Annotated in this window: 17 protein-coding genes and 1 tRNA gene; 7 read left to right on the top strand and 11 right to left on the bottom strand. The window is 69.1% G+C overall.

What is annotated here, in order from left to right; translation table 11 throughout:
- Nucleotides 1-5 precede the first annotated feature (5 nt).
- The 4 genes from OG841_RS19505 (at nt 6) to OG841_RS19490 (ending at nt 4596) form a co-directional block, all read left to right on the top strand.
- Nucleotides 6-1580: an NADH-quinone oxidoreductase subunit M gene (locus OG841_RS19505; RefSeq protein ID WP_328640360.1), complete on the top strand. Its 1575-nt coding sequence runs from the start codon at nt 6-8 to the stop codon at nt 1578-1580.
- Nucleotides 1577-3130: an NADH-quinone oxidoreductase subunit N gene (locus tag OG841_RS19500; protein ID WP_328640361.1), complete on the top strand. Its 1554-nt coding sequence runs from the start codon at nt 1577-1579 to the stop codon at nt 3128-3130. Before OG841_RS19505 ends, OG841_RS19500 begins: the two co-directional genes overlap by 4 nt.
- A gap of 213 nt (nt 3131-3343) precedes the next feature.
- Nucleotides 3344-4207: a zinc metalloprotease HtpX gene (gene htpX, locus OG841_RS19495; RefSeq protein ID WP_365118008.1), complete on the top strand. Its 864-nt coding sequence runs from the start codon at nt 3344-3346 to the stop codon at nt 4205-4207.
- Nucleotides 4204-4596, top strand: a complete 393-nt coding sequence (locus tag OG841_RS19490; RefSeq protein WP_371566275.1) for a YccF domain-containing protein — start codon at nt 4204-4206, stop codon at nt 4594-4596. Before htpX ends, OG841_RS19490 begins: the two co-directional genes overlap by 4 nt.
- 99 nt (nt 4597-4695) lie before the next feature.
- Here OG841_RS19490 and OG841_RS19485 read toward each other — a convergent pair whose 3' ends face one another.
- Nucleotides 4696-4821 (bottom strand): hypothetical protein, encoded by a 126-nt coding sequence (locus OG841_RS19485; RefSeq protein ID WP_371566273.1) that lies wholly within the window; start codon nt 4819-4821, stop codon nt 4696-4698.
- Nucleotides 4822-4894: 73 nt separating this feature from the next.
- Here OG841_RS19485 and OG841_RS19480 point away from each other — a divergent pair, with 73 nt between their 5' ends.
- A complete protein-coding gene (locus OG841_RS19480) occupies nt 4895-5464 on the top strand; it encodes an SMI1/KNR4 family protein (RefSeq protein WP_371566272.1) in 570 nt (189 codons plus the stop codon).
- A gap of 30 nt (nt 5465-5494) precedes the next feature.
- Here OG841_RS19480 and OG841_RS19475 read toward each other — a convergent pair whose 3' ends face one another.
- Nucleotides 5495-6739 carry an APC family permease gene (locus OG841_RS19475; protein WP_371566270.1) on the bottom strand — a complete coding sequence of 415 codons (1245 nt, stop codon included), beginning with the start codon at nt 6737-6739 and terminating at the stop codon, nt 5495-5497.
- A gap of 211 nt (nt 6740-6950) precedes the next feature.
- Here OG841_RS19475 and OG841_RS19470 point away from each other — a divergent pair, with 211 nt between their 5' ends.
- Nucleotides 6951-7217: a GlsB/YeaQ/YmgE family stress response membrane protein gene (locus OG841_RS19470; RefSeq protein ID WP_328640373.1), complete on the top strand. Its 267-nt coding sequence runs from the start codon at nt 6951-6953 to the stop codon at nt 7215-7217.
- A gap of 94 nt (nt 7218-7311) precedes the next feature.
- Here OG841_RS19470 and OG841_RS19465 read toward each other — a convergent pair whose 3' ends face one another.
- On the bottom strand, nt 7312-7800 hold the full coding sequence (locus OG841_RS19465; protein ID WP_306977604.1) for a YajQ family cyclic di-GMP-binding protein: 489 nt from the start codon (nt 7798-7800) through the stop codon (nt 7312-7314).
- A 234-nt stretch (nt 7801-8034) separates the two neighbouring features.
- Here OG841_RS19465 and OG841_RS19460 point away from each other — a divergent pair.
- Nucleotides 8035-8116, top strand: a tRNA-Tyr gene (locus OG841_RS19460).
- A gap of 152 nt (nt 8117-8268) precedes the next feature.
- On the opposite strand, the gene OG841_RS19455 is transcribed toward OG841_RS19460, so the two are convergent.
- The 8 genes from OG841_RS19455 to OG841_RS19420 all read right to left on the bottom strand — a co-directional run bounded on the left by OG841_RS19455 (nt 8269) and on the right by OG841_RS19420 (nt 14148).
- Nucleotides 8269-9636 (bottom strand): tyrosine-type recombinase/integrase, encoded by a 1368-nt coding sequence (locus tag OG841_RS19455; protein WP_371566268.1) that lies wholly within the window; start codon nt 9634-9636, stop codon nt 8269-8271.
- On the bottom strand, nt 9633-9842 hold the full coding sequence (locus tag OG841_RS19450; RefSeq protein ID WP_371566266.1) for a helix-turn-helix transcriptional regulator: 210 nt from the start codon (nt 9840-9842) through the stop codon (nt 9633-9635). Before OG841_RS19450 ends, OG841_RS19455 begins: the two co-directional genes overlap by 4 nt.
- Nucleotides 9843-10017: 175 nt before the next feature.
- Nucleotides 10018-11259: a DUF3631 domain-containing protein gene (locus OG841_RS19445; RefSeq protein ID WP_371566265.1), complete on the bottom strand. Its 1242-nt coding sequence runs from the start codon at nt 11257-11259 to the stop codon at nt 10018-10020.
- 190 nt (nt 11260-11449) lie between these two features.
- Nucleotides 11450-12376, bottom strand: coding sequence for a bifunctional DNA primase/polymerase (locus OG841_RS19440; RefSeq protein ID WP_371566263.1), 927 nt, complete (start codon nt 12374-12376; stop codon nt 11450-11452).
- Complete coding sequence (locus tag OG841_RS19435; protein ID WP_371566261.1) at nt 12373-13113, bottom strand: class I SAM-dependent methyltransferase; 741 nt, start codon at nt 13111-13113, stop codon at nt 12373-12375. The genes OG841_RS19440 and OG841_RS19435 overlap by 4 nt, the downstream gene beginning before the upstream one ends.
- Nucleotides 13114-13202: 89 nt before the next feature.
- Nucleotides 13203-13658, bottom strand: coding sequence for a single-stranded DNA-binding protein (gene ssb, locus OG841_RS19430; RefSeq protein ID WP_371566259.1), 456 nt, complete (start codon nt 13656-13658; stop codon nt 13203-13205).
- 2 nt (nt 13659-13660) lie between these two features.
- Nucleotides 13661-13831, bottom strand: coding sequence for a hypothetical protein (locus OG841_RS19425; protein WP_371566257.1), 171 nt, complete (start codon nt 13829-13831; stop codon nt 13661-13663).
- 14 nt (nt 13832-13845) lie between these two features.
- Nucleotides 13846-14148 carry a hypothetical protein gene (locus tag OG841_RS19420; protein ID WP_142141901.1) on the bottom strand — a complete coding sequence of 101 codons (303 nt, stop codon included), beginning with the start codon at nt 14146-14148 and terminating at the stop codon, nt 13846-13848.

Genomic DNA, 14148 nt, shown 5'->3' with positions numbered 1-14148 from the left:
CAGGCGTGATCGATATCAACGAGTCCGTGATGCAGTTCCTTCTGGCGTTCGTCGTGGCCGGCCCGCTCCTCGGCGCCGTCACGGCTCTGCTGCCGGCTCCGCCCGGACTGAAGGGGAAGTCGCCGGACCAGGCCGTACTGCGGCACGGTGTGACGGTCACCGGCGTGATCCTCATCGCCGCGATCGTCCTGGCACTCGGCTTCGACCACGACCATCCGTCGAAGATGCAGGCCACGACTGACATTAGCTGGATCCCCGCACTCGACGTGCGCATCCACCTCGGCATCGACGGCATCTCCCTCCCCCTTCTGGTCCTGACCGCGCTGCTGACCTTCCTCTGCGCGCTCTACTCGTACTTCAAGATGCCCGCGGGCCCCACCCCGAAGGCCTTCGTCGCACTGCTGCTCATGCTCGAGTCCGGCACCCTCGCGACCTTCGCCGTCCTCGATCTGCTGCTGTTCTTCCTCGCGTTCGAGATGGTGCTCGTCCCGATGTACTTCCTCATCGCCCGCTGGGGCGGCGAGGACCGCCAGGCCGCCGCCTGGCGCTTCATCCTCTACACACTGCTCGGCTCGGTCGTCATGCTGCTGGGCCTGCTCCTGATCGGGATCAAGGCGGGCACATTCGACATGGTGGCACTCGCCACTGACAACGGCCGGTCGCTGTCCGCATCCGTGCAGGTCATCGCCGTTCTGGCGATCGGGATCGGGCTCGCGGTCAAGACCCCGATGTGGCCGCTGCACAGCTGGCTGCCCGACGCCCACACCGCCGCGCCTACCGTCGGCTCGGTCCTGCTGGCCGGCGTCCTGCTGAAGATGGGTACGTATGGGTTCGTCCGGATTTTGCTGCCGATCGCCCCCGACGGCTTCCGCGACTTCGCGCCCTACCTCGCCGCCTTCGCCGTGGTCGGGATCATCTACGGATCCCTGGCCTGCCTCGCCCTCGCCAAGCGTGGCGCGAAGGGCGATCTCAAGCGCCTCATCGCCTACTCCTCCGTCGGCCACATGGGTTTCGTCCTGCTCGGCATCGCCACCATGACCCCGACCGGCGTGAACGGCGCCCTGTTCGCCAACATCGCCCACGGCCTCATCACCGGCCTCCTGTTCTTCCTGGTCGGCGCACTGAAGGACCGCACCGGCACCACCGACCTCGACACCCTGGCCGAGGAGACCGGAGCCGCCCTGTACGGCAAGGCCCCGCGCCTCGGCGGCCTGCTGGCCTTCGGCGCGGTCGCCTCGCTCGGCCTGCCCGGCCTCGCCGGATTCTGGGGCGAGATGCTGGCCCTGTTCGGCGCCTTCGAACCCGCCGACGACCTCAGCCGCCCCGCCTTCCTCACCTTCATGGCGATCGGCGCGTTCGGCACCCTCCTGACAGCCGCGTACATGCTCGTCGTGGTCCGCCGCGTCTGCATGGGCGCCGTACCCCAGGACGCACCCCAACTCGCCGACGTCCACACGTACGAGTTCGCGGCCTGGACGCCGCTCGTCGCCCTCACCGTCGCGGCAGGCCTGTGGCCGAAGGCCCTCCTCGGCCTCACCGACCCGGCCGTCCAGCAGCTCCTCGCAGGAGGCACCCGATGAGCACCCTGGCCGCCATGGCTCAGCCATTGGCTTCTTCGGCCGAGCCCCTGGCTGCGAACCTCGTGCAGTCCGTCGACTGGCTCGCGGTCGCGCCACCCACCCTCACCGCGGTCGTCGGACTCGTCGTTCTCGTCGCAGACCTGTTCGTCGGCGAGCAGAAGAAAGCCCTGCTCGGGTGGGTCTCGGTCGCGGGCCTGGCAGCCTCCGCGCTCCTGCTGCTTCCCCTCCTGGACGGCGACCGCAGCACCTTCTGCCTGACCGGCGACGCCGACGTGTGCAGCTATGCGGCCGACCGCTTCACGCTCGTCATCCAGTTCCTCGTCCTTGGCGGCGCCCTCCTGGCGGCCCTCCTGTCGGTCACCACCCTCAAGGACGCCGACAAGAGACTCCCCGAAGGGGAGTACTGGTTCCTGCTGCTCTCCTCGGCCGCAGGCGCCGCACTCCTGCCCGCCTCCCGCGACCTGGCGACCCTCGTCGTCGCCCTGGAAGTCGCCTCCCTGCCCGCCTTCGCCCTCGTCGGCATCCGGCACGGCGACAGGAAGTCCTCCGAAGCGGCCCTGAAGTTCTTCCTGTCCTCGGTCACCGCGACCGCGGTCAGCCTCATGGGCATCAGCTTCGTGTACGCCTCCACGGGCACCCTCTACCTCACACAGATCGCCGACCGCATCCAGAACGTCGACGGACAGCTCCACACGCTGGCCCAGACCGGCGTCGTCCTCACCCTCGTCGGCTTCGCCTTCAAGACGGCCGCCGTCCCGTTCCACTTCTGGGTGCCCGACACCTACGTGGGCGCACCCCTCCCGATCGCCGCCTACTTGTCGGTTGTCGGCAAAACGGTCGGCTTCTCCGGCCTGATCCTCGTCACCGTCGTCGCCCTGCCGTCGTACGCCGACGTCTGGGGCCCGGCGCTCGCCGCGCTCGCCGCTCTCACCATGACCGTCGGCAACGTCGGCGCGCTGCGCCAGCAGGCCACGCGCGCGTACAGCGCCGTACGGCTGCTCGCCTGGTCCTCCGTCGGCCAGGCCGGCTACCTCCTCGTCCCGATCGCCGCCGCCGCGTACTCCGACGACGCCGAGCGATCCGTCGGCTCCACCGTCGCCTACGCCCTCATGTACGCCGCCGTGAACCTCGGCGCCTTCGCGGTGGCCGCGCTGGTGGGCCGAACGAGGGCCGCGAACCGCATCACCGACTACCGCGGCCTCTACGCGACCAACCCGCTCGCCGCCCTCCTCCTGGCCTTCTTCCTGCTCTGCCTGGCAGGGCTGCCGCCGGGCATCATCGGCCTGTTCGCCAAGGTCACCGTCTTCTCGGCGGCCGTGGACGCCGGCCTCGGATGGCTCGCCGTGGTCATGGCCGTCAACGTCGTGATCGCGCTCTTCTACTACCTCCAATGGACGACGCTGCTGTTCAGGGCCCCCGAGGGCGAACCCGCCGCGCACCGCGTCCCCGCCCCCCTCACAGCCGCGCTCGCCCTGACCGGCGTCCTCGGCGTCGCCCTCTCGGGCGCGCCTCAGCTGGTGTTGCGCTTCACCGACACCGGACTCTTCTGAACCGGTCCTCCCCAGCCTGAACAGCCGCCCTTGAACCATCACCCGGACGGCCCACCTGGGCCTCCGTGCGCACAAGGGAACTAGTGACCCTCGCCTGGCGTTGAGCAAAACGGGAGGGTCCACTGGACGTGGCATCACGGACCGGTGGCATCGGAAGACATCGGAGATCAGCAAGCAAAGGGTTCCCCTGCTGCACCACTTGGAGGGCGTACCGTGCACCGCCGGCACAACGGGCTCAGGACCGCAGTCCTCCTCGGGGGACTGTCCGCACTCATCATCGTCATCGGCAGCTTCTTCGGCCGCATGGGGCTGGTGGTGGCCGTCCTGATCGCGCTGGGCACCAACGCGTACGCGTACTGGAACAGCGACAAGCTGGCTCTACGCGCGATGCGTGCCCGCCCGGTAAGCGAGTTCGAGGCACCGGCCCTGTATCGCATGGTCCGCGAACTCTCCACCCAGGCCCGTCAGCCCATGCCGCGCCTGTACATCTCGCCGACCGAGGCACCCAATGCCTTCGCGACCGGCCGCAATCCGCGCAACGCCGCCGTGTGCTGCACCGACGGCATCCTGCGCATGCTGGACGAGCGTGAACTGCGCGGTGTCATCGGCCACGAACTCAGCCATGTCTACAACCGCGACATCCTGATCTCGTCGGTCGCCGGCGCCCTCGCATCCGTGATCATGTTCCTGGTCAACTTCGCCTGGCTGATCCCGATCGGCCGCTCCGACGACGATGACGGCCCGGGCCTCCTCGGTATGATGATGATCATGATTCTCGGACCCCTTGCGGCCGGCCTCATCCAGATGGCCATCAGCCGCTCCAGGGAGTACGAGGCGGACGCGTCCGGCGCCCAGCTCACCGGCGACCCCCTCGCGCTCGCCGGCGCCCTGCGCAAGCTCGAAATGGGCACCAAGCAACTGCCGTTGCCCCCCGAACCGCGCATCGAGACCGCGAGCCACATGATGATCGCGAACCCGTTCCGCCCTGGCCAGGGACTGTCCAAGATGTTCTCGACGCACCCGCCGATGGCGGAGCGCATCGCCCGGCTCGAGAAGATGGCAGGTCGACTCCAGTGAAAACCATCCTGAACGTCATTTGGCTCGTCCTGAGCGGCTTCTGGCTGTTCCTCGCCTACCTGGCCGCGGGCGCGCTGCTCTGCATCACCATCATCGGCATCCCGTTCGGCCTAGCGGCCTTCCGCATCGGCGTCTACGCCCTGTGGCCCTTCGGGTACACCACGGTCGAGCGCCGTGACGCGGGCGCGCCCTCCTGCGTCGGCAACGTCCTGTGGCTGGTCCTCGCCGGCTGGTGGCTGGCCCTGGGCCACATCGCGACGGGCCTCGTCCTCTGCATCACGATCATCGGTATCCCGTTCGGCATCGCCAACTTCAAGCTGATCCCCGTGTCCCTGTTCCCACTGGGCCGCGAAATCGTCCCCACGGACGAGCCGTTCGCGACCCACTGACGGACGGGCCGGGGGAGTGGGGGCGCCCAAGTACGTCCTGGTGTCGTACGACCGGGAAGCCGAGTTCGAGGGCGAGGAGGGCTACGAGGGCGAGGAGGGCTACGAGGGGACGTGGGCGTTGTGCGAGGACGCCGAGATCTCTTCGCCGACCCGCCTCCCCTCCGGGGCGTCCACGAACTCCTCGGCTGCGCTTTCGACGTCCACCTCGCCTGAGCCGAGGTTCACCCGGGGTTTTCCACAACCCGGAGGTTGTCCACAGGTCTGCCCGGCTGTCAGTGCCGCCCTGCATCATGAATGCATGACCGAGAGCGAGCAGTTGCTGGCACGGGTGGCGGACAAGGCCCGCAACACCCGGCCGTGGGGTTGGACTTCCCTCCCCGAGCCGGTGGAAGCGGACACCCTCTCCCGCGCCGAGGCAGCGCTGGGCTTCCGCCTGCCCCCGCTGCTCGCGGACCTCTACCTGCGTATAGGTGACGGCGGATTCGGCCCGGAGTACGGCCTGTTGCCCCTGCTCGACAGCCCTCCGTCCGGCGAGCCCGCGGCCGTCGTGCAATACCTGGCCAACCGCAAGAGCAGCCGTAAGGACCCCGACTGGCCCTGGCCGGAGGGCGTCCTGCCGATATCCCACTGGGGCTGTGCGATGTACGCCTGCGTGGACTGCCTCAGCCCGGAAGCCCCCGTACTCCTCTTCGAGCCGAACGCCGGTGACTGCGACCACTCCTGGTTCGTGGACGCCCCCACCCTCACGGACTGGCTGCAAGCCTGGGTCGACGGCACGGGCTGGTACGAGGAGATGAACGAGGAGTTGGAGATGACTCCCTGGACACAGTTCCGGATACGCACGGCACCGCCGGCCCACGCGTCCTGACGCCCCCTTGAGGAGGACGCGGCCGCCGACCTACCGCCCCGCCCACCACTTCCGTACGCCATACGCCCCCGCCCCGACCGCCAGCACCCCCGCGCCCGCGACCACCGAAACCCCAGGCAGCGCGAACGCCAGAACCACACACCCGAGCAGCCCCACCACCGGTACCACCCGGGCTGCCGGAGCCGAACCGAGGGTCCACGCCGACGCGTTGGCCACCGCGTAATACGCGAGCACACCGAAGGAGGAGAAACCGATCGCGCCCCGCACGTCGACCGTGGCGGCGAGGACCGCGACCACCGCGCCCACGGCCAGCTCTGCCCGGTGCGGCACCTGGAAGCGAGGGTGGACGGCCGACAGCGCGCCCGGCAGATGCCGGTCCCGGGCCATGGCCAGCGTCGTTCGTGAGACGCCGAGAATCAGGGCGAGCAGCGAACCCAGCGCGGCCACGACGGCACCCACCCGTACCACCGGCACGAGCCCCGGCACCCCGGCCACGCGCACCGCCTCGGCCAGCGGCGCGTCAGCACGGCCCAGAGCAGCAGCACCGAGCACGGAAAGGACGGCCACCGCCACCACCGCGTACACCACCAGCGTGATGCCCAGGGCCAGGGGGATCGCGCGGGGGATGGTGCGCGCGGGATCCCGTACCTCCTCACCGAGGGTCGCGATGCGCGCGTAGCCCGCGAACGCGAAGAACAGCAGACCGGCCGCCTGCAGCACCCCGCTCACACCTCCCGAGACCCCGGTGTCCAGCTGCCCGGCCTCCGAGGCCCCGGACCCAAGACACACGACCACCACGGAAGCGAGGACGGCGAGGACCACCGCCACGATCGCCCGGGTCAGCCAGGCGGACTTCTGGATCCCGCCGTAGTTCACCGCGGTCAGCGCCACCACGGCGGCAACCGCCACGGCATGGGCCTGCCCCGGCCAGACGTACGCACCCACCGTCAGCGCCATCGCCGCACAGGAGGCCGTCTTTCCGACCACGAACGACCAGCCCGCGAGATAACCCCAGAACGGCCCGAGCCGCTCCCGCCCGTACACATAGGTGCCGCCCGAGGCCGGGTACAGGGCGGCCAGCCGTGCCGAGGACGTGGCGTTGCAGTAGGCGACCACGGCGGCGACCGCGAGCCCGAGCAACAGCCCGGACCCGGCCGCGCGCGCCGCGGGGCCGAGGGCGGCGAAGATACCGGCACCGATCATCGAGCCGAGACCGATGACCACGGCGTCGCCTGTGCCCAGCGTGCGCCGCAGTTCGGCACCGGAACCTGTCATGCGCCGCACCCTACTGATCTCTGCAACCGCAAGGTGCAGTACGGACGTCCTCTTCATCAACGGGACACGAACACCCGCACGAAGAGCACCACACGCGAGTCGCACGAGCACGTCGTCCAACCCAAGCGCTCCAGCACAAGCCCAGTCGGCCGGGACGTAGATCACAGGCCACGGGCAGTGCGGACACAGCGCGGAAGGGCAGGTTCAGGGCATGAGCATCATCGGCTGGATCATCCTCGGGCTGTTGGCCGGAGCCATCGCCAAGTTCCTGCTGCCGGGCCGGGACCCGGGCGGCTTCATCGGGACGACCCTCATCGGCATCGCGGGTGCTTTCATCGGCGGCTGGATATCGGCCCGTTGGCTGGACCACCCGGTCAGCAAGAGCTTCTACGACGGGCCCACCTGGGCCGCCGCGATCGGCGGCTCCCTCGTGCTCCTGATCGCCTACCGTCTCCTCTTCGGCAACTCGCGCGACTGACACCCCCGAACCGCAGCCAGCAGGCGAGAAGGGTGGGCACCGGCCAGGTGCCCACCCTTCCTCGTGCATCGCTGTGAATCGCTGGATCAGCGGCTCACCGGTAGTTCACGAACTGGATCGCGAAGTCGAAGTCCTTGCCCTTCAGCAGGGCGATGATGGACTGCAGGTCGTCACGGCTCTTCGAGCTGACCCGCAGCTCGTCGCCCTGGACCTGGGCCTTCACGCCCTTCGGGCCCTCGTCACGGATGATCTTCGCGACCTTCTTCGCGTTCTCCTGGGAGATGCCCTCCTCGATCGACGCGAAGATCTTGTACTCCTTGCCGGAGAGCTGCGGCTCGCCCGCGTCGAGCGCCTTCAGGGAGATCCCACGCTTGATCAGCTTGGACTGGAAGACGTCGAGGACGGCATTGACCCGGTCCTCGGAGTTCGCCTCCATCAGGATCTTGTCACCGGACCACGAGATCGAGGCACCCACGCCCTTGAAGTCGTAGCGCTGGGAGATCTCCTTGGCGGCCTGGTTGAGGGCGTTGTCGACCTCCTGCCGCTCGACCTTCGAGACGATGTCGAAACTGGAGTCGGCCATGTCCTGTGGCTCCTTGTATCGGGGTGTGTCGGCGTGCGTACGGGTGCGTATCGGCGTACGTGGAGGCGGGCGCCGAGCCCGGCGTGGACCCGGGCCGCATCCGCCCAAGCCTAGTCACCACATGCCCTCCGGGCGCAGATCAATCGGGTGGCGAAGCACCCCTCGGCATCGGGTATTGTTTACGTCGTTGCCACGGAGCACCGCCGAAAGACGGTTCGAAGGGCAGCAAACCCCGGCGGTGTGCCCGAGCGGCCAAAGGGAGCAGACTGTAAATCTGCCGGCTCAGCCTTCCCAGGTTCGAATCCTGGCGCCGCCACACGAAAAACAAGGGGCCCGTGACCAGCCGAAACGGCTGGTCACGGGCCCCTTGTCGTGTGCTCTGGCGACAGACGTACTGTCTCGCTCTGTCTCGTGTTCGAACGTCCCATCTCGAACTGCGTGGCCCAGACGTGGACGGGATTTCTGACGCTAGGAGCGCCCCTCCAGGCGGGCGGAGATCTTGGCGTTCGCGGCCTCATCTCCGCCGCTGAGGAACTTCGCGTAGACGCGGAACAGGACGGCCACACTGTGGCCGGCGCGCTTCGCCACTAGCTGAGGTTCCACGCCAGAGCTGAGCCACGTGGAGACGGCCGCGTGACGAAGATCATAAGGGCGCTTGGCCAGTGCCGACTGTCGCTGAGCGGGTGTCAGGGCTCGTGTTCGAGCCTCAGCCCAGACCTCCCCGTATCCGGTGTCCTGGATCAGCCCGCCGCGTTGCGTGCGGAACAGTCGGCCGTCCGGTGCCGTGCCGTACGCCGTGACGTGCCACCGCAGGAGAGCAACCAGTTCCGGCGGGATCGGGACCTCCCGAACCGCCTTCCGCGGGCGGTGCTTCAGGCCCCGCTTGTCGTGGGCTTCGCCGCTGTCCGTCCACGCTGAGCCGGACCGCGGTCGCGTCTCTCTCAGCCGCAGCTTCCCCCACCCGCGACGTGGTAGGTCGCAGTCCTGGAGGCGCAAGCCGATGACTTCGGCCGGCCGGGCCGCGGCGTAGTACATGCAGCCGAAGAACGCCATCAGACGGCGGCCCCGCGGGCTCTGATCCCGTACGGCGGTCAAGAGCGTCGCGGCCTGAGCCGGGTCCGGCACGCACGCCGGGTCTACCTCCTCTTCCACCTGTTCGGGAGCCTTCCACTGGACGCCCGGGAGGGGGTTCTCCGTCAGGAGTTCGGCGTCCACGGCATAGCCGAGGGCGTTGTGGAAGATGGCCCGCTTCCTGCGGATCACGCTTGCGGCGGCCGTCCCGCCGTTCAGTTTCTTGGTCAGAGCGTCCAGCGCGGCGCGGACTCGCATGCGGTCAGCCAGAGCGGATGTGGACAGGGACTTCAGCTCGAACCATGCAAGCACCTTCGCCACATCGGCCGGCGGGTCTTCCTTCCATCGGTTCTTGTTGAATGCCCAGCTGTAGAGGGCGGTGCGTACGACTCGCGGGTCCGGCATGCCCTTGGTGTCCTTCACCAGAGCGGGCGTCACGGTCGCCATGGCTTCGGCGAGCGTGCGGCGGGTGGACGCGGGGGAGTGGTCCCACTTCATGGCGATGTAGTTGCGGGCGTGCTCGTACCACGAGATGTCCCGTTCCTTGGCGAACAAGGACTTCGGGAGCCCGCTCTCCACGTCGAACGGTTCGCCCGCACGCGTGGCGGTGATGAGTTGGGCCCGACGGCTCTCCGCCAGGCCCAACGTCTTGAAGGATTCCGAGTGCGGGCGACTGCCCGTACCCCAGCGAACTTGGTAGGGCTTCCGCGTCGAATCGCGCTTGCGGATGGCCCAGATCTTGACGTCGTAAGTCCACTCAGTCACGCGGCATCCAGTTCTTCTTTGAAGGCGTCCAGGACACTTCGGCGCACGCAGATGCGACCGGAAGGCGTGCGCCGCGCCTCCGGCGTGTAGCCGCGGTCGCGCCACCGGTACCAGGTGGCGCGGGTGATGCCGATTTCGTCCAGCACGTCACTGAGGGGCACCAGTTCGTCCTTGGGCGCGCGGCGGCGACGGGTAGGGGTAGCCATGTCGGGGCTCCTTGAGACATCAGGAGGGACAGACGAGGGAGGGGGACCGCCACAACCCCTCTCGGGGGCATGCCGGTCCCTCTCAGAAATCCGCTACATCCGCTACATCCGCTACACCGCAGCTCAGGGGCCTGTTGCGTGTAGCGGATGGGTGGGATGTAGCGGATGGGTGGTGCTACGCAGTGCGGTCGGCGGTAGCGGCTTGTGGGGTGATGTAGCGGATGCCGGGGAGCTCTTCCGCTACGGATTCACCCCCGTTGACCTGCGGTGTAGCGGATGTAGCGGATGTAGCGGTTTCCCCGGGGGGTGGGGGGCAGTAGCGGAGCCACGCGTCCGCGAGATCTTCGGCGTAGTAGCCCTTGGGGACGCCCTGGGTGGTGCGGATGGATCGGGGCCCGATCGGCTCGTTCTTCGCCGTGACGTACTCCCCGAGCATCTTGGACAGTGACCGGGCGTTGAGGGGCTTGCCGTTGCCGTCCATGTCTGCCCACGGGGCGTCGTCGATCCGGTGAAGGAGTTCGAGGATCGCGGCCGTGGGCATGCGCTCGGCTCCGCAGAACACCTTGTCGCGCAGGTCGGTCAACAGCCGGATGCCGATGGAGGAACCGCTGCCTTCACCAGCGGCACGGACCAGTTCCAGGCAGGCCGTGCGGGCTCGCTCGGGCCAGTGCCCGCCCGCGGCATCGGCGACGGCAAGGAGAGGTTCCCATACGTCGGCGGGCCGGTCGGATACCCCGTCGGGCATCTCCGGCCAGGCTGCGGCGATGTCGTCCCTGATGGTGTCGGCCCACTTGGCGAGGCGGTCACGCAGGGCGTGGCCCTGCTTCTCGTGGACGCGCCGGCGGTAGGGTTCGGCCTTCTCGTTGGGGGCCTTCTTGCGCATGCGGATGATGACTGAGCGGGTCAGGATTGTGTCCGGTAGGGAGCCGAGTCCGGCCATGGCGACCGCGCAGAACGAGGAGAACCACTCGGTGCTCTGGTTGGAGCCGTCGCCGACGCAGCGCAGGGACTTGGCACCCCGCCGATAGCCAGAGTTGAGGAATCCGCGGACCTCTTCGTTGCCTCCGGCCTTGGGCCCGAAAACAGTGTCGATCTCGTCGAAGAGCAGCGTCGGGGTTCCACCATCGGCCTCCACCAGCCGGAACAGGGCGTTGGCTGAGGCGTTGACGGTGGTGGCGGCGCGCGGGGTGAGGGTCTCCACGATTTCCAAGGCCCGGGACTTGCCCGATCCGGGCTCGGGGGAGAGGAAGGCGAGGCGGGCGGTGCCGTCGAACGCGTCGATCAGGTGCGCGTGCGCATCCCAAAGCGTGACGGCGACGTAGGCAGCCTCGCGGGGGAAGACGTTGAACCTGCGGTGGAACGCTTCGACCTCATCGAGCAGCGCGGCGCCGTCGATGGGGGCGTTGGAGCTGGTCATGCGGCGTTCCTCCCTTCGGAGTTACGTGCCGGGCACGAGGTGCGGTGGATCGGGGGGGAGGGCTGAAAGGACGCCCTTCGGGCGACCTTCTGTCGGCCGCCCCCGCCCGGCCGTGGCACGGCGGGCAGGGCGTCCTGTGGCCCGTTGGGGGCGGGGATGAGGCAATCCAGGCGGGGGGATCGGTGAGTGGTCACGCGACCTCCCGCGGTGTCGCGTGCGCCACGATCCACTCCATGGCGCTGCGGATCGTGGTGCGGCACTCGGCAGCCGGCAGCCCCGTCGACTCCCCCGCCGCCTGGATTGCCTCTTCGACCGTGTGACGGTCGATGTGTCCCCAGGCGACGAACCGGGCCACCTTGCACGCACTGCGATGCAGCGTGTTGTTGCGCCCGTTCGGCCCGCCCTCACGGGCGGCCCGGATGACCGCACACTCCCGCTCCAGCGCCGTGCGCGCGGCCCTGGTGCCGTCCAATACCGGAGCGAGCGCAGGAGAGTCAGCGGGTTTCGCTGGTTTGGTCAGGAGCGCGGCCAGCCAGGTCGGGAGCGCGGCCACCGGAGCCGCTTCGGCTACCTCGTAGGCGCCCTGCGGGGTGGTGCTGCCCGCGGCGACGACGTAGCCGCCCCATGCGCGGGTGTCGATGTTGGGGGCGAGTCGCTTGACGCTGCACTTCAACCGCGGCCCTCGCGGGGCCGCGAAGTACACGTGTCGGCCCCCGCTGGGGGTCCGCACCTGGTAGGTGTACGGATATGGCTGTCCGGCGCGCTCGCAGAGCGCCTTGAAAGAAGTGGCGCCGTCAGGCGCTCCTTCCTGCTCTTCCTCCTTCGGCATGTCCAGGTCGACCACGAGCAGGCCGGCCGGTCCGGTCGCGATCCCCACGTTGTAGGGGTGGTGGGCCCATGCCGCGTGGATCAGGTCGGAGTCGGTGGTGGCGCGCTGTTCGGGGGTGAGGTGCCCGTTTGCGCAGCGTCCGGTGCGGGGGCAGTCGCGTTCGGGGTGCCCGGTGGGCCGCTTTGCGCCCGGGACCAGCGGGATGACGGGCCAGCCTCGCTCGCCGCACAGCAGGGCGGCGGACAGCAGGTGCAGGGTCTCCAGGGACACGGTGAGGGGCTCGGTCATGCCGCCACCTCCCACGTGGGTGCGAGGGTGGCGAGGTAGGCGCGGCCGACCCATTCCGTGTAGGTGGGCGGCAGGGCCTCCCTGAGCCTGCGGTGGTCGGTGGACCAGCCGATGCCCTTCGCGGCGCGGATCTCCTCCACGGTGGCTTTGCCGCCGCCCTCGCCGTACGCAGCGACGTAGGGGCCCTCGCGGTACTCGCCGTGCCGCCACCCACGTACGTAGCCGCGGTGCTTGGGGTGGGCCGGGCGGGCGGTGGTCCAGTGACCGAGTTCGAAGTAGCGGTGCATGAGTACTGCGAGTCCGAACTGTTCCCCGCACAACCGGATGTCCTTGCGGACCTCGGAGCCGGGCACGTTCTCCATCGCGTACGGCCTCCCGGCGGCTTCCAGGGCGGCCCGGGTGGGCGCAATGAGGCGGGGGTAGGTGCGGCCGATCGCCGCGTTGCGCGCCTTGTTGGTGCCCTTGGTGGGGGCGCCCTCGCCCTGGCACGGGGGCGAGGCGTGGATGAAGTGGAATTCGTGGCCGTGGGCGCGGATGAAGTCGATCGCGTCGCCCTGGTGGAATGCATCGCCCGGGTAGTCGGGCTGCGCCTGGATGTCGACGCCGGTGATGTGGCATTCGGGGCCGAACGCTCGCCGGTATCCGCAGGTGGCGCCCCCGATGCAGCAGAAGGCGTCCAACACCTTCACGGGTTCGGACGGGGCGAGCAGTCGCCCGATGGCGGTGGGTTGGGTCATGCTGGAGACCTCCACAGGTCAGTTGACTGGTGGGTGGACAAGGGCGGCCCCGCGACTTTGGCGAGACGAAGGGGCCGCCCTTGGCGCAGTTAGAACGGGGGATCGGCGTCCGCCGCGCCCGCGGCGGAACCGTTGCCGGTGGCCCATGGGTCATCGCCGGCGGGGCCGTTCTGGCCGGTGCGCTTGGCGTTGATGATCACGGTGGTGAAACGGACCGAGGCGCCGATGTCGTCGATCTCGACGGCCAGCATGGAGCGCTTCTCGCCCTGCTCGTTGGTCCAGTCGTGCTGGCGCATCCGCCCGTTGGCGACGACGCGCGAGCCCTTCTTGAGGCTGTCGGCGATGTGCTCGGCCAGCTGGCGCCAGGCGGCGCACCGGTAGAAGGCGGTGGTGCCGTCCTTCCACGCGTTCGACGTGCGGTCGAAGGTGCGCGGGGTCACGGCAATGGTGAACTTCGCCAGCGCAGCGCCGCCCTCGGTGAACTTCAGCTCGGGATCGTCGGTCAGGTTGCCGACAAGGGTGATCGAGGTTTCTCCGAACGACATGGTCACTCGCTCTCGGGTTCGGTGGGCTGGTGGTCGGCGGTGAAATGCAGGCGCACGCGCTTGCCGTCGCGGGTGGGGTACCGGCGGGCGGGTCCGGTGTCGAACGCGGCGGCCAGGGCCCGGCTGACGCGGTCGGTGTCGGTGGGCTCGCAGATGACGCGGATCTCGAACACGGCTGAGTCCTGGGCTACTTGGAGCGGGCGAGTTTGAGGGTGATGCCGCCGACCCCGACAGGTCCGGCGGCGCCGGCGATGACGGTGGCGGTGTGGGCGGCGATGTCGAGCAGCCAGGCGAGAGCGGCGACCAGTCCCCACCCGCCGATGACGACCGCGCCGGCGATAGCGAACGGGTAGGCCAGGCGCCGCCAGGGGAAGGCGGCGGTGTTGTCCTGGACGACGAACACGACGGGCTGACCGGTGGCCTGCGCGCGGTGGTAGGCGTCGGCCGGGATGTGCGGGGCTAAGACTCCGGGCGGTTCACGGTGCTCCAT

It is taken from the genome of Streptomyces canus, assembly GCF_041435015.1.
GTDB lineage: Bacteria > Actinomycetota > Actinomycetes > Streptomycetales > Streptomycetaceae > Streptomyces > Streptomyces canus_G.
Note: the sequence above shows the minus strand (reverse complement) of the source record. Positions and strands in the feature narration are given on the sequence as shown.